The following is a 20,689-nucleotide window of genomic DNA, read 5'->3' as shown; positions in this document are numbered from 1 at the left end:
GGGTTCAATGCATTGCCTGGACGGATTCGATGACTTCGAATCCTGCGTTTGCGAGCGCGCGGATCACCGTGTCGTTGTCGGCGGCGTGGAAGCGGACGATCACTTTCTTGGCGTGCGACGCGGAGGACGCGTTCAGGTGGCCGATGCTGATCGGATAGATTGCGAGCAGTTCGGCGTTCGCCGATTCGACGATGTCGACGATGCGGCCCATCGTTCCCGGCTTGAGCTCGATCGGCGCGAGCGTCACCCCGCTGCGCTTTTCCCAGGCACCGAGGAAATGCGCAGCCAGCGAATACATCTCGATCGCCGAGATCATGCCCACGACATTGCCGTCATCCATCACCGGCAACTGGCCGACGCCGTGCTCCTGCCCGACCTGCAGGCAGTGTTCCATCGTGTCGTCGGCGTCGATCGTCGCCGGGTTGCGGACCATGATGTCCTTGACCTTGACGTGATTCGAGAAATAGCTGAGCTCGTCGGTGTCCTGGGTGCGCAGCGCGGCGTGCGCGGCCCGCAGGCAATTGACCCGCGTGATGAGCCCGCGCAGGCGACCGTCATCGACGACCGGCAGCGCGTGGACATTGGCTTCCGACAGGATCCGCTTCGCCTCGGACAGCAGGGTGTCGCCGGTCAGCACCGTCGGATTCGGCTGCATCCAGTTACGTACGATCACTTTGGTCGCCCTCCTAGCTGAGTCGTTTTCCGGCGAGCAGACTCGACACGATGTAATCCATCGCCGACGTGCTGCTTGCCGCACCGGTGGTTTTCTGCCGATTGCTCCAGATCGTCTCGGGGCGCGCCTGCAGGATGAAAATGTTCCCGCCCGCCGGCAGGTTCTTGTCGATCGCCCACTCGATGTCCATCGGACGGCCGTAGTGCTTTTCGATTTTCTTGGCCATCCATGCGAGTTCGCCGATTTCGTCATCGGTGATCGACTGGATGTTCTGGCGCTCGACTGGCACTGGAAGCGCGATCGACTTCTGGGTTTTCAGATCGACGGTGTGGCAGATCTCCTTCGTCGAGATCGTCCGCTCGATGATGTCGAGCGTGATCTTGTTGACGACGAAGTTGTCCGGCGTGACCTCGCCCGAAACCACCGATTCGCCGAAGCCGAAGTTCGCGTCGATGACGATCACCGAACGGTCGCCGGTCGCCGGATGCACGGTGAACATCACGCCCGCGGTGTAGGCGTTCGCCATCTTCTGGATCCCGACGCTGATCGCGACCTGTTCGTGCGGGAATCCCATCTTCATGCGGTAGGCGATCGCCCGCCCGGTGTAGAGGCTGGAGATGCACCGCCGCACGTGATGGATCACGTCATCGACGCCGCGGATCCACAGGTAGGTGTCCTGCTGGCCGGCGAAGCTCGCGCCCGGCAGATCCTCGGCGGTCGCAGAGGAGCGCACCGCGACCGGCACCGCCGGCAGGTAGCAGCGCACCGACAGCTTGCGGTAAGACTCGGCGATCAGGTCCTCGAGCTCGATCGGCAGCGGACGCGACTCGATCATCTCGCGGATCGCGTGCGAGGCCTCCTCGAGCTTGTCCATGTCCTCGTGATCGAGGCCGTCGAGGAGCGCCGCGACTTCGGCCTGGATGCCGGCCTCGCGCATGAACTGGGCATAGCCCCGGGTGGTCAGCGCGAAGCCCGGCGGCACCCGCACGCCCGCGTTGATCAGCTCGCCGAGCGACGCGCACTTGCCGCCGACCAGCTGCACCGAGTCTTTGCCGCAGTCCTCGAAAGAGCACACTTTCGGCGCGACGCTGTCGAGGGCGGCCCAGGGCAGGGCCGCTTCAGAAATAATGCTTCCCATCGGAGTCACCTCTTCAGGCCGTGATGATCGAGATCACGCCGGATGAGCCATCCACGCGCAACGTCATGCCGGTGCGGATCACGCGCGTCGACACGCCCGTGCCGACAACCGCCGGCATACCGTATTCGCGGCACACGATCGCGGCGTGGCTCATGACGCCACCAACGTCGGTGACGCAGGCCTTGATCTTGGCGAAGGCCGGCGCCCACGATGGCGACGTCGTCGGCGCGACGAGAATCTCGCCTTCCTGCAGGTCGCGGATGTCCTCGGCACTGCGGCACACGCGGGCGGGGCCTTCGACCGTGCCGGGGCTCGCGGCAAAGCCTTTCAGCTCGGTGATGCTGTCGGGGTCGCCGATGTCCTGCACCGCGGCCCAGTCGGACAGCGAGTTGTTCGTCACGCCCCACAGCACGATCGTGAAAGGCTCCTGGATGACTTCTGGCGCGACGCCGATCGCCGGCGGCGGGTTCCAGTCGCGGAACTTCTGCATCACGCCTTTGCGCCATTCGATTTCAGGCGGCCAAGTCGCGGTGCCGCGCGGCGTGACGCCGGTCGCCCACGCCGTAACGACATCCCACAGCGCCTGCTTGATCTCATCGCGGCGCAGGTACCAGATGTCCTCAATGTCGGCGATCATGCCGTGTTCCTTCATGATCGCGGCGACTTCGCGCATCTTGTTCCAGAACACCGAGTGGAACCAGTGTTCGACGTAGAAGAGATGGTTCTCGACGTACGGGAACACCGTTTTCGCGCAGCCGAGCAACTCGTCGAACTGCTTGCGGTCTTCGTCGTTTTCGATGAGGGCACGGTATTCCGCGGTGATCCGCTCGCGTTCGGCGCGCACTGCTTCCATTGGCCGATCGATCGCGACGCCGGCGCGCAGCTTGCCGATGTAGGTCTGGATGCCGTCGAGCGGGATGTTGAGGTTGTCGTTCCAGCTGCGGTCGGTGTGGAACCAGCCGGTACCCGACGAGATGTTGAACCACGGGTAGCGCGCTTTCTCGAACGCCGCGAGCCATTCCGCGCCATGGCGATGGCCGTCGAGCGCCGCGCGGACGTCGTCCCATTCGCGGTGGCCGGCGACGATGCCATCGACTTCGAGCGCGACCGCCTTCTTCGCCAGTTCCTTCAGCTCGTCGTCCGGCCGGTACATGATCACGTCGATGCCGGAGATCATCTGCGTGACGCGCTGCATCGGGATGCTCGGGAACAGCTTCTGCGTGAAGTCCATGAAGAACACGTAGGCCGCGTAACCGAGGTTCAGGAACTCGAAGTGGTACTGCCAGCACTTGATGCCGAGGTTGATCAGGTCATCGTAGTTTTTCAGCAGGTGGTAGCCTTTCGACTCGCCAACGCCGTCGGTGACGACCGACAGATCCTCGATGTCGGGCAGGCGCGGGATCTCGAGCGCCTCGAGTTCGGCGATCGTCGCTTCCATCTTCACTTTCCACTTCGCTTCCAGCTCGTCCCAGTTCTTGTAGTAGAAGCCCGCGCGCTCCATGAAATTCGGCACCCGCGCGCCGATCTCGGCGGGGTCTTTGACCGGCACCGGCGAGATATAGACGTAGCCGTTGATGATGCGGTGATCGACGCCGCGCACCGGCGGCACCTGGAAGATGCGATTGTTGAACTGCGACAGCGCGAGGTACCAGGCCTCGTCCCAGATCGTGTCGAACGGGTACAGCGGCTCCGGGTAATGCAGCCCGTCGTAAAACCAGAACGTGTCCTTCTCGTACTGGTTGCGCTGCGGGTCGTCGGTGACGAACTGGTACTGGTACGGATACATCCGCTCCCAGCCTTCGGTCCCCGGAATCGTCTTGGCCTTGATGTCGTGCGGAACAGGAAACTTCATCTGATGCCCCCTCCTTTGTAGTTCCGGTGGCGATCGCGGCAACCGGATTTGTTGGACGACGTCTGCCGGAGTCCCTTCGCAAGGGGTGTGCCATTGTCGCGGCGGGCGGGCGGCCGGACGGGCCTTCCGCAGACGCCTGGGCGGAGCCGGAGCGCCCGTGCGGCGCGCGATGGAGGCGTTTTCAGGCGGTGACGCAAATGGTCCGGAAGGGCGCCGAACTCCGGCCGCCACCGCGTAGGGGGCTGCGACCGCGGCTTTACCAATTGATGAGATTTCACCGTCCTCGGGCGCGCGGCTTGATCATTTGGTGAACCGTCGTTCAGGATTTGGTGAACCATGGTTCAGGGGCGGCGCCGATTCGTCAGGGTAGCCGGTGCCTTAATTCCTTGATCCAGGTCAACACGAGAGGCCGCGGCGACGCGTAGAACAAGCGATCCAGGAGGAGGGCGAGGCATGACCAAGCTCCAAGACGCGAGCCGCGCAGACGGCGCTGACCTGAGGTCACGCGTGCATTTCTGTTCCGACACCGGACAGATATGGCTTCACGAACACCGCATGCTGCTCGTGCATGCGGAAGCGCAGGCGTCCCTGCGCAAGGAACTGATCGACACGCTGGGCATCGCCCGTGCGCGCGGGCTGCTGCTGCGCATGGGCTACGCTTCGGGGATGCGCGACGCCGAGCTCGTGCGTACCCGCGCGCAGGACATGACGGACATGGAAATTTTCATGACCGGACCACGGCTGCACGCGCTCGAAGGCAACGTCGGCGTCGTGCCGATCCGCGTCGAGTTCGACCGCGCGTCCGGCAGCTTCTACGGCGAGTTCCGCTGGATCAACTCGTGGGAAGGCCAGTCGCACCGGCGGCACTTCGGCATCCACGACGAGCCGGTGTGCTGGACGCAGATCGGCTACGCCTGCGGCTACACTTCCGCGTTCATGGGACGTTCGATCCTGTACAAGGAAGTCGAATGCGTCGGCATGGGCGACGAGGGCTGCCGCATCGTCGGCAAGCCGGTCGAGGAGTGGGAGGATGCCGACGAGCACATGCGCTTCTTCACGCCGGAATCGATCGCCGATCAATTGATCGACCTGCAGACGCAAGTCGTGCAGCTGCGCTCGACGATCGGCGAGAAGAATCAGATTCCCGGCGACATGATCGGCACTTCGCCGGGTTTTCGCGCCGCGCTCGAGCTGCTGAGTCAGGCGGCGGCGAGCCCCATCTCGGTGCTGCTGCTCGGCGAGACCGGAGTCGGCAAGGAGCTGTTCGCGCGCGCGCTGCACGAGATGAGCACGCGCCGCGACCGTCCGCTCGTCGCGATCAACTGCGCAGCGATCCCGCACGATCTGGTCGAATCCGAGCTTTTCGGCGTCGAGAAAGGCGCCTACACCGGCGCCTTGGTGTCGCGCCCGGGGCGTTTCGAGCGCGCCGACGGCGGCACGCTGTTCCTCGACGAGATCGGCGACCTGCCGTTGACCGCGCAGAGCAAACTGCTGCGCGTGCTGCAGGAAGGTGAAGTCGAGCGCCTCGGCGACGACCGGACCCGCAAGATCAACGTGCGCCTCGTCGCCGCCACCAATGTCGGGTTGCCGCAGCTCGTCAAGGAAGGGCGTTTCCGCGCCGACCTTTACTATCGCCTCAACGCCTACCAGATCAATATCCCGCCGCTGCGCGAACGCCGCGAGGACATCTCCGTCCTCGCCAAGCATTTCCTCGAAAAGCACGCCGCGATCAACGGCAAGAAGCTGCTCGGTTTCACCGACAAGGCCAAGCGTGCGCTGACCACTTACGCGTGGCCCGGCAACATCCGCGAGCTGCAGAACACCGTCGAACGCGGCGTGATCCTCGCGCCGCACGGCACGCGCATCGAAGTCGAGCACCTGTTCCTGTCTTGGGGCAACGAGGCTCGCGAGTTCGGGCTCGACCCGGACGGCAAGCTCGACGCCGGGGAGGGCGACGCCGGCAAGTCGATCTGTGACGCGGTGTGCGACGGCACGATGACGCTCGACCAGGTCGAGGCGATGCTGATGGAGGCCGCGACGGACAAGGCGCGCGGCAACCTGTCATCGGCGGCGCGCATGCTCGGCCTGAGCCGGCCGCAGCTCGCGTACCGGCTCAAGCGGCTGCACGAAAGCGGCCACGCGCGGGCGACGCCGCAGCCTCTGCGCGAGCCGGGGAGCGTGGAATCTTGACCGCAGCGGCGGCGCGGGAGGCGGCGCTCGCGTACCTGCAGACGCACCACGTGATGACGCTCGCGACGCACGGCAGCGACGGCCCGTGGGCCGCGGCGGTGTTCTACGTCAGCGACGGCTTCACGCTGTATTTCCTGTCGGCGCCGGCAAGCCGGCACGCCGCCGCGATCGCCGCGCCCGCACGGGTCGCGATCACGGTGCAGGAAGACTACGCGGACTGGCCGCAGATCAAGGGCGTCCAGGCCGAAGGGCTGGCCTGCGAAGTGTCGGGCGACGAGGAAAAGCGCGCGCGCCGTCTGTATGGCGACAGGTACCCGGTCGTCGGCAAGCTCGCGCTGGCCCCGGCCGCGATCGTCAAGGCGCTGGCGAAAGTGCGCTGGTACCGCTTCGTGCCCGAGCGGCTGTATTTCATCGACAACTCCGTCGGCTTCGGCCACCGCGACGAGATCGACTGCCAAGGGTGAGGCGCTGCCGCGATCGGCGATCCGGGCGCGTCCGGCTGCCCTCGGCGCGACCACGCGCCTGCGAGGCGCTACTGCGATGCGCCGGCGTCTGCGCCTGCGAATCCAGCGCCGGTGACACTGTCGGCGTCGGCGATCCGCCTCTCGACGCCGCGCAGCGCGACGGCGGCCAGCACCCCGAGCATCGCGATCGCGGGAATCAGCCAGCGCCCGCCGTTCCAGCCGCCGAGCGCGGTGACGGCCGCCGCCACCGCCGGCGGGCCGGCAAGCGAGCCGAGGTTCGCGCACTGGAACAGGATGCCGTTCGCGACGAGGATCTGCTGCGGGTTGCGGGCGTGGATCGGCACGCCGGCCATCACCGTCGCGGGCAGCGCGCCCGCCCCGGCGCACGCGACGATCGCGGCGAGCGAACGCAGCAGCGGGTCGGCGTCGGCCGAGAACACCAGCCAGCCGAGCGCGCCGAGCATCACCTGCACGCCCGCGATCACCGCCCAGCGCGGCAGGCCGGCCGCGGCGAGGAAGCCCGCGCCGAGGTTGCCCGCGATGTTGCCGACGACCGCGAGCGCGGTCAGCCAGGTCGCGCCCCGCGCGGTGTAGCCCATGTACTCGACCGCGAACGACGGCAGCCAGGTCGCGATCACGAACCAGATCGCCGCGAAGGCGCCGAAAGAGATCCCCATCAGCCACGAGCCCGGTTGCCGCAGCGCGCGCCACGACGGCGGCGGGGCCGTCGGTCCGGCGGCCGCGCGGGTCGCGTCCCGCAGGCGGTTGCGGTACGAGAACGCCACTGCCGAGCAGACCGCGAGGAGTCCCGCGTTCCACCACCACAGGCTGCGCCAGCCGCCGGCTTCGAGGATCAGCGGCGCGAGACCCATCGTCAGCGCGATGCCGACCGGCATGTAGCAGCTCCACAGGGTCAGCCACAGCCGGCGCCGTTGAGGCGTGTGCGCGAGCGTCGAGGCGATCAGCGACGGCGCGGACACGACGACGAGGACGAAGCCCGTTCCTTCGAGGATGCGCGAGACGAGCAACAGGTTGCCGGAACTCGCCTCCGCACCGCCGACCGAGCCGAGCGTGAGCAGGATCAAACCGTTCAGCAGGCCGGTATGTGCGCCGCGGCGCGCCATCGTGAGCGCGACCGCGATGCCGAGTGCTGCGGTCGCTGCGCTGATCGCGCTCGCGACCCACGCGATCTGGACCAGGCTCATCGACAGTTCCGCGCGGATCGCCTCGATTGCGGGCGGTACCTTGCCGACCTGTGCGGCGGCGATGCAGCCCGCGATCAATGCCAACAGGATCGCCGCGGTGTCCGCCGCGGCTGCGTTGCGCTGCATCCCCGTCTCCTCGTTCTCGTGCTCGGCGCCTGGGCTGTCGCCGTGCGACGCGTTGTGTTTTTATCCGGGCGGCAAGAGTTTGTGCCGATCGACAGCATACGTGACATCGCAGCCGCCCCAACCCGTCCACACGTCGACTTTCGCTTTTCTTGATCGTCGTCAATATAGTTTGACGTCAAACAGTTTGTAATCAAGCTCAGACCCCGGACCTGCCCTGAAAAACGCCCGGCGGCGGGTGCCGGCAGGACGACCCCACGGAGGAGCGACATGACAGCATTCGAACAGACGTCCGAAGCAGTACTCGAGAACAGCGTGCAGCGCGAAAGCGTCGCCGATCCGTCCCTCGCACCGCGAGGCGAAGCCGCGGCATCGCGCCCGGTCGAGGAACTCGACAGCGTCGTGATCCGTTTCGTCGGCGACTCCGGCGACGGCATGCAGCTCACCGGTTCGGAATTCTCGAAAGCCGTCGCGAAGGCGGGTCACGGCTTTGCGACCCACCCCGACTACCCGTCCGAAATCCGTGCGCCGACCGGCACGCTGTTCGGCGTGTCCGGCTACCAGATTCAGTACGGGTCGCGGCAGGTGTTCACCTCCGGCGACGCGCCCGACGCGCTCGTCGCGATGAACCCGGCGGCGCTGAAGACGAACCTTGCGGATGTCAAGCACGGCGGCATCATCATCGCGAACACCGGCGCGTTCGCCGACACGAACCTCGCGAAAGCCGGCTACACGAGCAATCCGCTCGAGGACGGCAGCCTCGACGGCTATCGCCTCTTCAAGATCGACATCTCGGCGCTGACCGCGGCGGCGCTGCGTGACTCCGGCCTGTCGAAGAAGGAAGTCGGCCGCTGCAAGAACTACTTCGCGCTCGGCCTGATGCTGTGCCTGTACGGCCGGCCGATCGAGGACGAAATCGCCGACATTTACGAGAAGTTCGCGAAGAAGCCCGAATTCGCCGACGCCAACGTCAATGCGCTGCGCGCCGGCTTCGCGTATGCCGACGCCGCCGAGATCTTCGCCGCGACCTACCAGGTTCGCGAAGCGGCAGCAAAGCCGGGCATCTATCGCAGCATCACCGGCAACCATGCCGCGGCGCTCGGCTTCGTCGCCGCGTCCGAGTCGGCTGGCGTCGGGCTTTTCCTCGGTTCGTACCCGATCACGCCGGCGACCGACATCCTGCACGAACTGTCCGGGCTGAAGCATTTCAACGTCACGACTTACCAGGCCGAGGACGAGATCGCCGGCATCTGCTCGACGATCGGCGCAGCCTACGGCGGCGCCCTCGGCCTGACGACGACCTCCGGCCCCGGCATGGCGCTGAAGACCGAAGCGATGGGCCTCGCGGTGATGCTCGAGCTGCCGCTGGTGATCGTCAACGTGCAGCGCGGCGGCCCGTCGACCGGCCTGCCGACGAAGATCGAGCAGTCCGACCTGCTGCAGGCGATCTACGGGCGCAACGGCGAATGCCCGATCCCAGTGATCGCGGCGCGCTCGCCGGCCGACTGCTTCGACTGCGCGATCGAGGCGTTCCGCATCGCCGTCAAGTACATGACGCCGGTGATCCTCTTGACTGACGGCGGCATCGCGAACGCTGCCGAGCCGTGGCGGATTCCCGACGTCGCGAGCCTGCCGAAAGTCGAGGTCAGTTATCGCACCGACCCGGAAGGTTTCCAGCCGTACGCGCGCGACGAGAATCTCGCACGCGCCTGGGTGCGCCCCGGCACGCCGGGCATGGAGCACCGCGTCGGCGGCCTGGAAAAGGACTTCCTCACCGGCAACATCTCGCACGATCCGCTGAACCACCAGCGCATGGTCGAAGTGCGCGCCGCCAAAGTCGCCGGTACCGCGCAGGACATCCCGCCGATAACGGTCGAGGGGCCGGCGTTTGGCGACCTGCTCGTCATCGGCTGGGGCAGCACCTACGGCACGATCGCGCAGGCGCGCGAGAAGGCGGAGGCCGAAGGTCGCTCGGTCGCGCACGTGCATCTGCGCCACCTGAACCCGCTGCCGCCGGATCTCGGCGAGCTGCTCGGACGCTACAAGACCGTGCTGGTGCCGGAACTCAATATGGGGCAACTCTCGAAGCTGCTGCGCGAACGCTACCTGTGCGACGTCGTGCCGCTGAACAAGGTGCAGGGCAAGCCCTTCAAGGTCAGCGAAATCCATGACCGCATCCTCGAACTGAGCTGACGCACGCACTGCGCCGCGTCCACGAGCCCCACCGTTACAGGAAGATCATCATGAACGACATGTCCGCACCCGTCGCGCTGACGAAAAAAGACTTCGAATCGAACCAGGACGTGCGCTGGTGTCCTGGCTGTGGCGACTACGCCATCCTCGCGCAGATCCAGAAGCTCTTGCCCACGCTCGGCATCCCGCGCGAGAACTTCGCCTTCATCTCGGGCATCGGCTGCTCGAGCCGCTTCCCGTACTACATGGACACGTACGGGATGCACAGCATCCACGGGCGCGCCCCGGCAATCGCGAGCGGGCTGAAGCTCGCCCGGCCCGAACTGTCGGTGTGGGTCGTCACCGGCGACGGCGATGCGCTCGCGATCGGCGGCAATCACTTCATCCACGCGATGCGCCGCAACGTCGACCTGAAGATCATCCTGCTCAACAACCGCATCTACGGCCTGACGAAAGGCCAGTATTCGCCGACTTCCGAAATGGGCAAGAAGACCAAGAGCACGCCGCTCGGCAGCATCGACCGGCCGTTCTCGCCAGTCGCGCTCGCGCTCGGCGCCGGTGCGACGTTCGTCGCCCGCTCGGTCGACACCGACCTGCCGCATCTCGCGTCGGTGCTCGCGCGCGCCGCAGCGCACAAGGGCACGGCGTTCGTCGAGATCCTGCAGAACTGCATCGTGTTCAACGATGGCGCGTATTCGAACCTCACCGACAAGGCGACCCGGGACGACGCGCGCGTGATCCTCGAGGACGGCAAGCCGCTGGTGTTCGGCAAGGCGCGCGACCGCGGCATCCGCCTGCGCGGCATGGAGCCGGAAGTCGTGACGCTCGGCGAAGGCGGCGTCGCCGAGAGCGAACTCGTCGTGCATGACGAGAAAGCGGCGCACAGCGGCCTCGCGTTCTTCCTGTCGCAGTTCGACACGCCCGACCTGCCGGTCCCGCTGGGCGTATTCCGTTCAGTGCGCACGGACAGCTACGACGAGCTCAACGCGCAGCTGCACGCCGACGTGCGCGCGAAAAAAGGCGACGGCCGCCTCGCCGATCTGCTGCAAGGCGGCGAGACCTGGACGATCGCGTAAGCGCGCTGCGGCGCAGCCGAAAACGCGGAAGGAGGCGCAAGCCTCCTTTCTTTTTTTCCGACCGCAGATGAAAAACGGGCGCCCCATACGGGGCGCCCGTCCAGTGGCCGGGGAAGAGGAGGGAACCCCGGCCGCAAAGCTCAGTGGTGGTACGCCGTCTCGCCGTGGGCGCTGACATCGAGCCCCTGGCGTTCTTCTTCTTCGGGCACCCGCAACCCGACGAGGATGTCGGCGGCCTTGTAGGCGAACACCGCGACGACGGCCGACCATGCGATCGTGATGAGTACACTATAGGTCTGGATCCAGACTTGGCCAGCGATCGAGAAATCCTCGGCACCGGTGCCGCCGAGCGACGGCGCGGTGAACACGCCGGTCAGGATCGCGCCGAGGATGCCGCCGACGCCATGCACGCCGAACACGTCGAGGGCATCGTCCGCGCCGAGCATGCGCTTCAGGCCATTGACGCCCCACAGGCAGACGAAGCCCGAGAGCAGGCCGATGACGATCGCGCCCATCGGCCCGACCGAGCCGCACGCCGGCGTAATCGCGACGAGACCCGCGACCGCGCCCGACGCGGCGCCAAGCATCGACGGACGGCCCTTGAATAGCGCCTCGCCGAGCGACCACGCGAGCACCGCGGCGGCGGTCGCGACCAGCGTGTTGATGAACGCCAGCGCCGCACCCGATGTCGCTTCGAGGTTCGAGCCGGCGTTGAAGCCGAACCAGCCGACCCACAGCATCGACGCGCCGACCATCGTCAGCGTCAGCGAATGCGGCGTCAGCGCTTCGCGACCGAAGCCGATCCGCTTGCCGACCATGTACGCGCCGACCAGGCCCGCGACCCCGGCGTTGATATGCACGACCGTGCCGCCGGCGAAATCGAGCGCGCCGTCGTCGAGCAGCAGCCCGCCCGGGCCCCACACCATGTGGCAGATCGGCAGGTAGCACAGCGTGAACCAGATCACCGAGAACACCAGCACCGCGGAAAACTTCATCCGTTCGGCGAACGCGCCGACGACCAGCGCACCGGTGATGCCGGCGAACGTCGCCTGGAACGCGATGAACGCGTACTCGGGCAGCTTGACGTTGTCGGTGAAAGTGTCGGCGAGCGTGTCGATCGTGACGCCGGCGAGGAACAGCTTGTCGAGCGAGCCGATGAACGGAGTCGCTTCGGTGAAGGCGAGGCTGTAGCCGTAGAACACCCACAGCACTGCGATCAGCGAGAACACGACCATCACCTGCATCAGCACCGACAGCATGTTCTTCGAGCGCACGAGGCCGCCGTAGAACAGCGCGAGGCCCGGCAGCGCCATGAACAGCACGAGCAGCGTCGACGTCATGATCCACGCGACGTCGCCTTTCTCGACGATCGGCGCTGCCGTGGCCGCTTCGACCGCGGGTGCGACCGCCGTTGCAGCGTCCTGGGCGAGTGCCCCGCCGCCGGCCAGCCCGAGCGCAAGCGCCGCGGGCAGCATTGCATAAAGTTTCTTCATGATTTTTTCTCCGTTACAGCGCGTCGGGCCCGGTTTCGCCGGTGCGGATGCGGATCGCCTGTTCGAGATCGAAAACGAAGATCTTGCCGTCGCCGATCTTGCCGGTCGTGGCCGATTTTTCGATCGCCTCGATCGCCTGGTCGAGCAGATCCGGGTGGATCGCGGCTTCGATCTTCACTTTGGGCAGAAAATCGACGACGTATTCGGCGCCGCGATACAGCTCCGTGTGACCTTTCTGGCGACCGAAACCCTTGACTTCAGTGACGGTGATGCCCTGCACGCCGATCGCCGAGAGCGCTTCGCGCACTTCGTCGAGCTTGAACGGCTTGATGATGGCAGTGACGAATTTCATGGTCTTTCCTTTAAGTCGGGCGGGATGTGCCCGCGGCAGCGGTGGGGTTCAGAAGGTCCGGCTCAGCGAGAGGATCACGCGCTCCTCGGCGAGGTCGACGTCGTCGAGGTCGGTATCGACGTAATGCAGGCCGAGCGTGAAGTCGCCGACCGCCTGCGTCGCGCCGATCTTCCAGTCGGTGTACGACTCGGCGGGGCCGGTGACGACCTGGCGGCCGACGTGCGCGCTAAGCGACAGGCCGGGCATCACTTCGTGGCTCGCCGTCAGGTCGAAGTACTTGCTGTGGTCCGAATCGGGCGTGCCGAACAGATCGGTGAAGGCATGGGAATACTTGAACGTCATTAATTCCCAGCTCAGCCCGACGTAGCCTTCGAGCGTGTCCGGCTTCGACAGCCCGGTGTCGCGCCGCCACGAGCGGTCGAAGTCGCCCGGGTAGTAGTACTGCAGCAGGCCGATATCGAAACCGAGCGCGCCGAATGCGGTCCGGTAGCCGCCATACACGTCCAGTTCGAGGCTGTTGCCGGATGACGAGTCCGTTTCGGCATCACGCAGCCACGAGACGTTCGTGCCCCAGACGCCGACATAGAAGCCGCTGTCGCCGGCGTAGTCGAACCCGCCCTGCAGTGCCGGCCGTTCATCGGTCTGGCTGATGCCGCGGTACGCATAGTCGGTGACCAGGCTGACGTTCGCGGTGAAGGGACCATCGGCGGCGAGGACCGAGCCCGTGCTGACCGCCGGCACGAGGGTGAAGAGGGCGGCGGCGATTGTGCTCTTGCGCATTAAGTGCTCCTTCAGCGAGGGAAATTATCTGGCAGTGCACCATAAGCACGATCGATGCCATGTCGCGGAACTGGCCTCTAACCATATGATTATCAAATTAGTTATGCGGATCCGTGGCCTGCGCGAAGGGGGTTTTGGTGCAACGTGCAACGCCTGTGCTTTTCGTGATGCACCGGAACGGTGCGTCCGACGCACGATGGTGCATCGCGGATCCTTTGCTGCCCGCGGGCCGAAATCTGCCGTGATAAACTGCCCCTCCCATCACAACCGCCGCACAGGTGCCGCCATGCCCGGTCCCCGCATCCTCGATGAACTCGGCGCCAAGCTTTCCGAAATTGCCGGGAGCAATCCGGCCCGCGATTTCGAGAAGAACGCCAAAGCCCTGCTCGGCAGCGCCTTCAGCAAGCTCGATCTGGTCACGCGCGAGGAATTCGACGTCCAGCGCGAAATGCTCGCCCATACGCGGCAAAAACTCGCCGAACTCGAAGACCGCGTCGCTGCGCTGGAATCCGAGCTGACGCGCGTGCGCACCGAAAACGACGTCGGCTGACGTCCCGCGCCGCCGCCACTTCGTCCGGCGCAACGCGGGGCGGCGGACCCATCTAGGCGTTTGTCATCGAACCCGTCTCCGGTAGACTGCTGCCAGTCCATTCCGGAGACTTCGATGTCGCTGGCTCTCGTACGTACCCGCGCGCTGGTCGGCCTTGCCGCACCGGAAGTGACGGTCGAAGTCCACCTCGCCAACGGCCTGCCCGCTTTCAACCTCGTCGGGCTCGCCGACACCGAAGTGCGCGAGGCGCGCGATCGCGTGCGGGCCGCGATCGTCACGTCGCAGTTCGAGTTCCCGCAGCGCCGCATCACCGTCAACCTCGCCCCGGCGGACCTGCCGAAAGAGGGCGGACGCTTCGACCTGCCGATCGCGCTGGGCATCCTTGCGGCATCCGGCCAGATCGATGCGGGGGCGCTGTCGCGGCACGAGTTTGTCGGCGAGCTGTCGCTGAACGGCGCGCTGCGCCCGGTGCGCGGCGCGCTCGCGGTCGCGCTCGAAACCGCCCGCGAACGGCGCGCGCTGGTGCTGCCGGTCGCCAATGCGGACGAGGCGGCGCTCGCCGAAGGTGCGAGCGTGCTGGCCGCGGCGAGCCTGCTCGCGGTATGCGGGCATCTGAACGGGCATGCCGTGCTGCCGCCTCACGCGCCTCCGCTGCGTGGGCGGGGCGGGCCGCCCGAAGCCGATCTCGCCGAAGTCAAGGGACAGCTCCAGGCACGCCGCGCGCTCGAAGTCGCCGCAGCCGGACAGCATTCGCTGTTGCTGTTCGGGCCGCCAGGGACCGGCAAGTCGATGCTCGCGCGGCGCCTGCCCGGACTGCTGCCGCCGATGGAGCAGGCCGAAGCGATCGAGAGCGCGGCGATCCAGTCGATCGAAGGGTCGTTCGACGTGCGGCACTGGGGACGCCGGCCGTATCGCGCGCCGCACCACTCGGCCTCGGCCCCGGCGCTCGTCGGCGGCGGCGCCGATCCGCGGCCGGGCGAGATCAGCCTCGCGCACCACGGCGTGCTGTTCCTCGACGAACTGCCCGAATTCGACCGGCGCGTGCTCGAGGCCCTGCGCGAGCCGCTCGAAACCGGCCTCGTGACCGTGTCGCGCGCGCGGCGCCGCGCGGAATTCCCCGCCCGCTTCCAGCTCGTCGCGGCGATGAACCCCTGTCCCTGCGGCCATGCCGGCAGCGCCCGCTGCCGCTGCTCGGTAGACCAGATCACGCGCTATCGCGGCAAGCTGTCGGGTCCGCTGCTCGACCGCATCGACGTCATCATCGAAGTGCCGCTGCTCGATCAGGCCGAGATGCTCGCGCAGCCCGCCGGCGAATCTAGCGAAGCGGTGCGCCTGCGCGTCGAGCGCGCGTGGGCGCGCCAGCGCGAGCGCCAGGATGAGCCGAACAGCCGGCTAGCGGCGGGCCGCGTGGATGCGTTGTGCGCCCCCGACGCCGAAGGCCGCAAGCTCCTGGCCCACGCGATCGAGCGGTTGAACCTGTCGGCGCGGGGTTATCATCGCATCCTGAAAGTCGCCCGCACGATCGCCGATCTGGCCGATGCCGACGCGATCGGTCCGGCGCATCTGGCCGAGGCGATCCAGTATCGACGCGGGCTGGACACGCGCTAGCGCGCCGACGCGCGGGTTGCAGGACCGGGCCGGGCATCGCGGGCAAAGCTGCGTGCGGGCCGAAAGCGTGCCAAGTTGCGGCAACGCGAAGAAAAACAGAAAAAACAGAAGATTCCCAGAGAGATTCCGATGCCTGCTTCCTCGCCCTGGCTCGCGGCGATTCTCGCCGCGCTCGCCGCGATCGGGCCATTTTCGATCGACACTTACCTGCCGGCGTTTCCCGCGATTGCCGCGTCGCTCGGCGCGACGCCGATCGAAGTGCAGCAGACGCTGACGGCCTACATGGCGACTTTCGCGTTCATGGTGCTGTGGCACGGCGCGCTGGCCGACCATTTCGGCCGGCGGCGCGTGATCCTCGGGTCGATGGTGCTGTTCGTGCTGGCGTCGCTCGTATGCGCGCTGGCGCCGTCGATCGAATGGCTGTGGACCGGGCGCGTGCTGCAGGGGCTGTCCGGCGGCGCAGGGATGGTGGTCGGGCGCGCAGTGATCCGCGACCTCTACGACGGCGCGCAGGCGCAGCGGCTGATGGCGCGCGTCACGATGATCTTCGCCATCGCGCCCGCGATTGCGCCGATCATCGGCGGGCTGCTGCTGGCAATCGCCGGCTGGCGCGCGGTGTTCGTGTTCCTCGCGCTCTTCGCCGGTGGGCTGACTTACCTGACCTGGCGTTACCTGCCCGAGACGCTGCCCGCCGCGGCACGTCATCCGCTGCACCCGGTCAGCCTCGGCCGCGCCTACGCGAAAGTGCTCGGCAGCGGGGCGTTCCTGCTCGTTGCCGGGGCGGTCGCATTCAACTTCAACGGGTTCTTCCTTTACGTGCTATCCGCGCCGGCTTTCCTCATCGGCCATCTCGGCCTCGGGCCGCAGCAGTTCGGCTGGATGTTCGTGCCGACGGTGCTCGGCATGGTGTGCGGTTCGGCGCTGTCCGGGCGCGTGGCCGGTCGTTGGCAGCACGGGCGCACGATCTCGATCGGTTTCGCGATCATGGGCGGCGCGGCGGCGCTCAACGTGCTGATCGGCGCGCTGGTGACGCCGGGCCTGCCGTGGTCGGTGCTGCCGATCGCGCTCTACACGATCGGCATGGCGCTGGCGACGCCCAGCCTGACGCTGATCGCGCTCGACCGCTTTCCCGCGCGCCGCGGCCTCGCGTCGAGCTGCCAGAGCTTTTTGCAGGTCAGCCTCAATGCGGTGACTGCGGGAGTGTTCGCGCCGCTGCTGTGGGGCTCGCCGCTGACGCTCGCGGCCGGCATGGCGGGCTTCATGTCGCTCGGCCTGTTGTGCTTCCTGTCCTGGCAGCGGCGCGTCGAAGCCTGACCCGAGCCGCTCGCCCGCCGGCTTCAGCCGCGTTCGCCGACGGCGTCGATCTCGCCGAGATACGCCGTCCGCACTTTCGGGTCGGTCAGCAGTTCCGGGCCGCTGCCCGACAGCGTGATGCGGCCCGATTCCATGACGTACGCGCGCTGCGAGAATTCCAGCGCGAGGTTCGCGTTCTGCTCGACGAGCAGGATCGTCACGCCTTCGTTGCCGACCGAGCGCAGGACTTCGAAGATCTTCTCGACGATCAGCGGCGCGAGCCCCATCGACGGCTCGTCGAGCAGCAGCAATTTGGGGCGCGACAGCAGCGCCCTGCCGATCGCGAGCATCTGCTGCTCGCCGCCGGACAGCGTGCCGGCGACCTGGGCGAGGCGCTCCTTGATGCGCGGCAGCATCGTATACACGCGCTCCAGGTCGGCTTCGATACCCGCAGCGTCGCGGCGCGAATACGCGCCCATGCGCAGGTTTTCCTCGACCGTGAGGCGCGTGAAGATGCCGCGCCCTTCGGGCACGAGCGCGATGCCGCGGCGCAGCCGCTTGTGCGCCGGCAGCTGCCCGATCCGGTCGCCGTCGTAGAGGATTTCACCGCGGGCGAGCGGCAGCAGGCCGGCGATCGCGTTCAGCGTCGTCGTCTTTCCCGCGCCGTTCGCGCCGATCAGGCTGACGCGCTCGCCGCGATGGAGCTGCAGATCGATGCCCTTCACGGCCTGGATGCCGCTGTACGCGATCTGCACGCCGTCGAGTCGCAGCAGCGGCGAGGGCGGGTTAGGCGGGTCAGTGTTCATACCGGCAGCCCCCGCCGAGGTACGCATTGATGACCGCTTCGTCCGTCTGCACGACCGACGGAATGCCTTCGGCGATCTTGCAGCCGAAATCGAGCACCGCGACGCGGTCGCACAGTCCCATCACGAGCTTCACGTCGTGCTCGATCAGCAGCACCGTGATGCCGTCGCGGCGGATCTGCTCGATCAGGAGCTTCAGCTGGGCGGTCTCGGTCGCGTTCATGCCGGCTGCGGGCTCGTCAAGCGCGAGGAGCCGCGGCTCGGTCGCGAGCGCGCGGGCGATCTCGAGGCGGCGCTGGTCGCCGTACGACAGGCTCTTCGCCGTCACGGTGGCGAAGCGCTCGATGCCGACGTATTTGAGCAACTCGTACGCGCGTTCGGTCGTCAGGCGCTCCTCTTCGCGCGTGCGCTTGTTCTGCACGAGGATGCCGAAGACACTCGCCTTCGTGCGGATGTGGTGCCCGGCCATGACGTTCTCGAGCGCGGTCAGCTCGCGAAAGAGGCGGATGTTCTGGAACGTGCGCGCGATGCCCTGCGCGACAACGAGGTGCGGCTTGGCCGAAGGCAGCGCCGCGCCGTTGAACACGAACTCGCCGCCGTCGGGCGCGTAGGCGCCGCTCAGCACGTTGAAGAGCGTCGTCTTGCCGGCGCCGTTCGGGCCGATCAGGCCGTAGATCTCGCCCTTGCCGATCGTCAGCGACACGTCCGACAGCGCTTTCAGGCCGCCGAAGCGCTTGTCGATGTGGCGCGCTTCGAGCAGCGTGATCATCGCGACACCCCGTGGCGTTTCAGGTGTTCGACGTGGGAGTAGCGCGCGTGCGCCGGGATCAGGCCGGCGGGTTTGAGCAGCATCATCAGGATCATCGCGAGCGACAAGAGCAGCATGCGCAGCACTTCGGGGTCGAGGAGCACGGTGCCGAACAGCGTCTGCTGCAGCGGCACCGCGAGGTGGCGCAGGATCTCGGGCAGCGCCGACAGGATCAGCGCCCCGACGATGGCGCCGGCGACGTTGCCCATGCCGCCGAACACCACCATCGTCAGCACCGCGATCGACTCCATCAGCGAGAAGGATTCCGGCGACACGAAGCCCTGGAACGCGCCGAAGAGCCCGCCTGCGACGCCGCCGAAAGTCGCGCCGAGCGAGAACGCGAGCAGCTTCAGATTGCGCGTGTTGATGCCGATCGCCTTGGCGGCGAGCTCGTCGTCGCGCATCGCCGCCCACGCGCGCCCGACACGCGACACCTGCAGGCGCTGGATGAACACGATCGAGCCCGCGACGCACGCGAGGAAGAAGTAGTAGTACAGGAACAGCGAGTTGATCGACAGGTTCTCGGTGATTTCGAGGTTGCGCGACAGGTCCCAGCCGAACAGCACGAGCGGGTCGAGCGTGTTGATGCCCTGCGGCCCGTTTGTGATGTTGACCGGATAGTTCAGGTTGTTGAGGAAGATGCGCACGATCTCGCCGAAGCCGAGCGTGACGATCGCGAGGTAGTCGCCGCGCAGCCGCAGCACCGGAAAGCCGAGCATGATCCCGGCCAGCGCGGCGCAGCCGGCGGCGACCGGCAGCACGATCCAGAACGGCAGGTGCACGCCGAAATGCGGCGACGCGAGGAACGCGGCAGTGTAGGCGCCCACCGCGTAGAACGCGATGTAGCCGAGGTCGAGGAGTCCGGCGAAGCCGACGACGAGATTCAGGCCGAGCGCGAGCATCACGTACAGCAGCGCGAAGTCGAGCACGCGCACCCAGGTGCGGCCGAACAGCACCGCGACGAGCGGCGCGGCGATCGCGACGATGACGATCAGCCAGCGCGCCGCCTGCGGGTTGCGGCGGCCGAGCCAGGGAACGGCCGAAGCGAGCTCGTTCATCGCGTTCCCCGTTCAGGCGCGGTCGGACACGCGTTCACCGAGCAGGCCGGTGGGCCGGAAGATGAGCACGAGGCCGAGGATGATGAAGGCGAAGATGTCCTGGTAGGACGAATTCAGCAGGCCGAAGGTCATGTGCTCGATGTAGCCGGCGCCGAAGGATTCGACGAGCCCGAGCACGATGCCGCCTAGCATCGCGCCGCCGAGGTTGCCGATGCCGCCGAGCACCGCGGCGGTAAAGGCCTTCAGCCCCGGCATGAAACCCATGCCGTAGTGCGCGATGCCGTAGTTGCTCGCGTACATCACGCCCGCGACTGCGGCGAGCGCCGCGCCGATGACGAACGTCAGCGCGATGATGAGGTTCGTGTCGACGCCCATCAGCGCCGCGACGCGGTGGTTTTCGGCCGTCGCGCGCATCGCCCGGCCGAGCCGGGTCTTCGTCACGAGCACGATCAGCGCGGCCATGATGAGCGCCGAGCCGACGACGATCGTCACCTGGATCGGCGTGACGAACACGCCCGCGACCGGCTGCAGCGGCGCGGTCGAGACGAGCTGCGGGAAAGTGTGGTAATTGCGTCCCCACAGGATCATCGCGATCGTCTGCAGCAGGAACGACATCCCGATCGCGGTGATCAACGGTGCCAGCCGCGGGGCGTTGCGCAGCCGCCGGTACGCGAGGCGCTCCATCGTGTAGCCGAGCATCATGCACACCGGAATCGCGACGGCGAGCGACAGCGTCAGCATCGTGAGCGGCGACATCCCGGGCGCGGCACCCATCAGGAACAGCATCGTCTGCAGCGCGACCATCGCACCGACCATGACGAGGTCGCCGTGGGCGAAGTTGATCAGCCCGAGGATGCCATAAACCATCGTGTAGCCGAGCGCGACGAGCGCATAGACACTGCCGACGACCAGGCCGTTGACGAGCTGCTGCAGGAAGATTTCCATCGTTACCCTTGTGATGCCGGGACGACTCCGGAGCGCGATCACCTCTGTCGCGCCCCGGTTCCGGCCGTGCGCCGTCATCTCTCGG

The 20,689-nt window shown here is 66.9% G+C and carries 18 protein-coding genes; 7 read left to right on the top strand and 11 right to left on the bottom strand.

Annotated elements, in window-relative coordinates:
* Positions 1-4 precede the first annotated feature (4 nt).
* From GO608_RS02670 to GO608_RS02660, 3 genes are read right to left on the bottom strand one after another with little or no spacing between them, the layout of a single operon-like run.
* A complete protein-coding gene (locus GO608_RS02670; protein WP_169199974.1) occupies positions 5-673 on the bottom strand; it encodes a CBS domain-containing protein in 669 nt (222 codons plus the stop codon).
* Between the two features lie 13 nt (positions 674-686).
* A complete protein-coding gene (locus GO608_RS02665) occupies positions 687-1,811 on the bottom strand; it encodes a PEP/pyruvate-binding domain-containing protein (protein WP_169199973.1) in 1,125 nt (374 codons plus the stop codon).
* Positions 1,812-1,824: 13 nt separating this feature from the next.
* On the bottom strand, positions 1,825-3,663 hold the full coding sequence (locus tag GO608_RS02660) for a PEP-utilizing enzyme (RefSeq protein ID WP_169199972.1): 1,839 nt from the start codon (positions 3,661-3,663) through the stop codon (positions 1,825-1,827).
* A 453-nt stretch (positions 3,664-4,116) separates the two neighbouring features.
* Here GO608_RS02660 and GO608_RS02655 point away from each other — a divergent pair, with 453 nt between their 5' ends.
* Together GO608_RS02655 and GO608_RS02650 are read left to right on the top strand one after the other, a co-directional pair.
* Entirely contained in the window at positions 4,117-5,853 is a 1,737-nt protein-coding gene (locus tag GO608_RS02655) for a sigma-54-dependent Fis family transcriptional regulator (RefSeq protein WP_169199971.1), read from the top strand.
* On the top strand, positions 5,850-6,317 hold the full coding sequence (locus GO608_RS02650; RefSeq protein WP_169199970.1) for a pyridoxamine 5'-phosphate oxidase family protein: 468 nt from the start codon (positions 5,850-5,852) through the stop codon (positions 6,315-6,317). Before GO608_RS02655 ends, GO608_RS02650 begins: the two co-directional genes overlap by 4 nt.
* Positions 6,318-6,385: 68 nt before the next feature.
* Here the strand turns inward: GO608_RS02650 and GO608_RS02645 are convergent, their stop codons facing one another.
* Positions 6,386-7,648: an MFS transporter gene (locus tag GO608_RS02645; RefSeq protein ID WP_169199969.1), complete on the bottom strand. Its 1,263-nt coding sequence runs from the start codon at positions 7,646-7,648 to the stop codon at positions 6,386-6,388.
* Between the two features lie 267 nt (positions 7,649-7,915).
* Between GO608_RS02645 and GO608_RS02640 the strand changes: the two genes are divergently transcribed.
* Positions 7,916-9,838: a 2-oxoacid:acceptor oxidoreductase subunit alpha gene (locus GO608_RS02640; RefSeq protein WP_247002786.1), complete on the top strand. Its 1,923-nt coding sequence runs from the start codon at positions 7,916-7,918 to the stop codon at positions 9,836-9,838.
* 50 nt (positions 9,839-9,888) lie between these two features.
* Entirely contained in the window at positions 9,889-10,914 is a 1,026-nt protein-coding gene (locus tag GO608_RS02635; protein ID WP_169199968.1) for a 2-oxoacid:ferredoxin oxidoreductase subunit beta, read from the top strand.
* A 140-nt stretch (positions 10,915-11,054) separates the two neighbouring features.
* On the opposite strand, the gene GO608_RS02630 is transcribed toward GO608_RS02635, so the two are convergent.
* Genes GO608_RS02630 through GO608_RS02620 form a run of 3 tightly spaced genes read right to left on the bottom strand, consistent with a single transcriptional unit; the run spans position 11,055 to position 13,539 of the window.
* On the bottom strand, positions 11,055-12,407 hold the full coding sequence (locus GO608_RS02630; protein WP_211159550.1) for an ammonium transporter: 1,353 nt from the start codon (positions 12,405-12,407) through the stop codon (positions 11,055-11,057).
* Between the two features lie 13 nt (positions 12,408-12,420).
* Positions 12,421-12,759, bottom strand: a complete 339-nt coding sequence (gene glnK, locus GO608_RS02625) for a P-II family nitrogen regulator (protein WP_053420527.1) — start codon at positions 12,757-12,759, stop codon at positions 12,421-12,423.
* A gap of 48 nt (positions 12,760-12,807) precedes the next feature.
* Positions 12,808-13,539, bottom strand: a complete 732-nt coding sequence (locus GO608_RS02620) for a TorF family putative porin (RefSeq protein ID WP_169199967.1) — start codon at positions 13,537-13,539, stop codon at positions 12,808-12,810.
* Between the two features lie 286 nt (positions 13,540-13,825).
* Between GO608_RS02620 and GO608_RS02615 the strand changes: the two genes are divergently transcribed.
* The 3 genes from GO608_RS02615 (at position 13,826) to GO608_RS02605 (ending at position 17,011) form a co-directional block, all read left to right on the top strand.
* Positions 13,826-14,089, top strand: a complete 264-nt coding sequence (locus GO608_RS02615; RefSeq protein WP_169199966.1) for an accessory factor UbiK family protein — start codon at positions 13,826-13,828, stop codon at positions 14,087-14,089.
* A gap of 114 nt (positions 14,090-14,203) precedes the next feature.
* Positions 14,204-15,697, top strand: coding sequence for a YifB family Mg chelatase-like AAA ATPase (locus GO608_RS02610; RefSeq protein WP_169199965.1), 1,494 nt, complete (start codon positions 14,204-14,206; stop codon positions 15,695-15,697).
* A gap of 129 nt (positions 15,698-15,826) precedes the next feature.
* The gene (locus tag GO608_RS02605) at positions 15,827-17,011 is read left to right on the top strand and encodes a multidrug effflux MFS transporter (RefSeq protein WP_169199964.1); all 1,185 of its coding nucleotides are present in this window, start codon (positions 15,827-15,829) and stop codon (positions 17,009-17,011) included.
* Between the two features lie 23 nt (positions 17,012-17,034).
* On the opposite strand, the gene GO608_RS02600 is transcribed toward GO608_RS02605, so the two are convergent.
* The 4 genes from GO608_RS02600 to GO608_RS02585 are packed head-to-tail and all read right to left on the bottom strand — an operon-like array spanning position 17,035 to position 20,604.
* Positions 17,035-17,796 (bottom strand): ABC transporter ATP-binding protein, encoded by a 762-nt coding sequence (locus tag GO608_RS02600; RefSeq protein ID WP_169199963.1) that lies wholly within the window; start codon positions 17,794-17,796, stop codon positions 17,035-17,037.
* Positions 17,786-18,562 (bottom strand): ABC transporter ATP-binding protein, encoded by a 777-nt coding sequence (locus GO608_RS02595; protein ID WP_169199962.1) that lies wholly within the window; start codon positions 18,560-18,562, stop codon positions 17,786-17,788. The genes GO608_RS02600 and GO608_RS02595 overlap by 11 nt, the downstream gene beginning before the upstream one ends.
* A complete protein-coding gene (locus tag GO608_RS02590) occupies positions 18,559-19,659 on the bottom strand; it encodes an ABC transporter permease subunit (protein WP_169199961.1) in 1,101 nt (366 codons plus the stop codon). The genes GO608_RS02595 and GO608_RS02590 overlap by 4 nt, the downstream gene beginning before the upstream one ends.
* A gap of 12 nt (positions 19,660-19,671) precedes the next feature.
* Entirely contained in the window at positions 19,672-20,604 is a 933-nt protein-coding gene (locus GO608_RS02585; protein WP_169199960.1) for a branched-chain amino acid ABC transporter permease, read from the bottom strand.
* Positions 20,605-20,689 lie beyond the last annotated feature (85 nt).

Source organism: Aromatoleum buckelii, assembly GCF_012910785.2.
Classification (GTDB): domain Bacteria; phylum Pseudomonadota; class Gammaproteobacteria; order Burkholderiales; family Rhodocyclaceae; genus Aromatoleum; species Aromatoleum buckelii.
This window is presented reverse-complemented; position numbering and strand designations above follow the sequence as displayed.

What these genes read in the sequence shown, in the direction of transcription:
- GO608_RS02645 (WP_169199969.1), bottom strand. Translation starts at nt 7,648, where the DNA reads ATGCAGCGCAACGCAGCCGCGGCGGACACCGCGGCGATCCTGTTGGCA.
- GO608_RS02610 (WP_169199965.1), top strand. Translation starts at nt 14,204, where the DNA reads ATGTCGCTGGCTCTCGTACGTACCCGCGCGCTGGTCGGCCTTGCCGCA.
- GO608_RS02660 (WP_169199972.1), bottom strand. Translation starts at nt 3,663, where the DNA reads ATGAAGTTTCCTGTTCCGCACGACATCAAGGCCAAGACGATTCCGGGG.
- GO608_RS02590 (WP_169199961.1), bottom strand. Translation starts at nt 19,659, where the DNA reads ATGAACGAGCTCGCTTCGGCCGTTCCCTGGCTCGGCCGCCGCAACCCG.
- GO608_RS02640 (WP_247002786.1), top strand. Translation starts at nt 7,916, where the DNA reads ATGACAGCATTCGAACAGACGTCCGAAGCAGTACTCGAGAACAGCGTG.
- glnK (WP_053420527.1), bottom strand. Translation starts at nt 12,759, where the DNA reads ATGAAATTCGTCACTGCCATCATCAAGCCGTTCAAGCTCGACGAAGTG.
- GO608_RS02665 (WP_169199973.1), bottom strand. Translation starts at nt 1,811, where the DNA reads ATGGGAAGCATTATTTCTGAAGCGGCCCTGCCCTGGGCCGCCCTCGAC.
- GO608_RS02620 (WP_169199967.1), bottom strand. Translation starts at nt 13,539, where the DNA reads ATGCGCAAGAGCACAATCGCCGCCGCCCTCTTCACCCTCGTGCCGGCG.
- GO608_RS02635 (WP_169199968.1), top strand. Translation starts at nt 9,889, where the DNA reads ATGAACGACATGTCCGCACCCGTCGCGCTGACGAAAAAAGACTTCGAA.
- GO608_RS02595 (WP_169199962.1), bottom strand. Translation starts at nt 18,562, where the DNA reads ATGATCACGCTGCTCGAAGCGCGCCACATCGACAAGCGCTTCGGCGGC.
- GO608_RS02630 (WP_211159550.1), bottom strand. Translation starts at nt 12,407, where the DNA reads ATGAAGAAACTTTATGCAATGCTGCCCGCGGCGCTTGCGCTCGGGCTG.
- GO608_RS02615 (WP_169199966.1), top strand. Translation starts at nt 13,826, where the DNA reads ATGCCCGGTCCCCGCATCCTCGATGAACTCGGCGCCAAGCTTTCCGAA.
- GO608_RS02655 (WP_169199971.1), top strand. Translation starts at nt 4,117, where the DNA reads ATGACCAAGCTCCAAGACGCGAGCCGCGCAGACGGCGCTGACCTGAGG.
- GO608_RS02585 (WP_169199960.1), bottom strand. Translation starts at nt 20,604, where the DNA reads ATGGAAATCTTCCTGCAGCAGCTCGTCAACGGCCTGGTCGTCGGCAGT.
- GO608_RS02605 (WP_169199964.1), top strand. Translation starts at nt 15,827, where the DNA reads ATGCCTGCTTCCTCGCCCTGGCTCGCGGCGATTCTCGCCGCGCTCGCC.
- GO608_RS02600 (WP_169199963.1), bottom strand. Translation starts at nt 17,796, where the DNA reads ATGAACACTGACCCGCCTAACCCGCCCTCGCCGCTGCTGCGACTCGAC.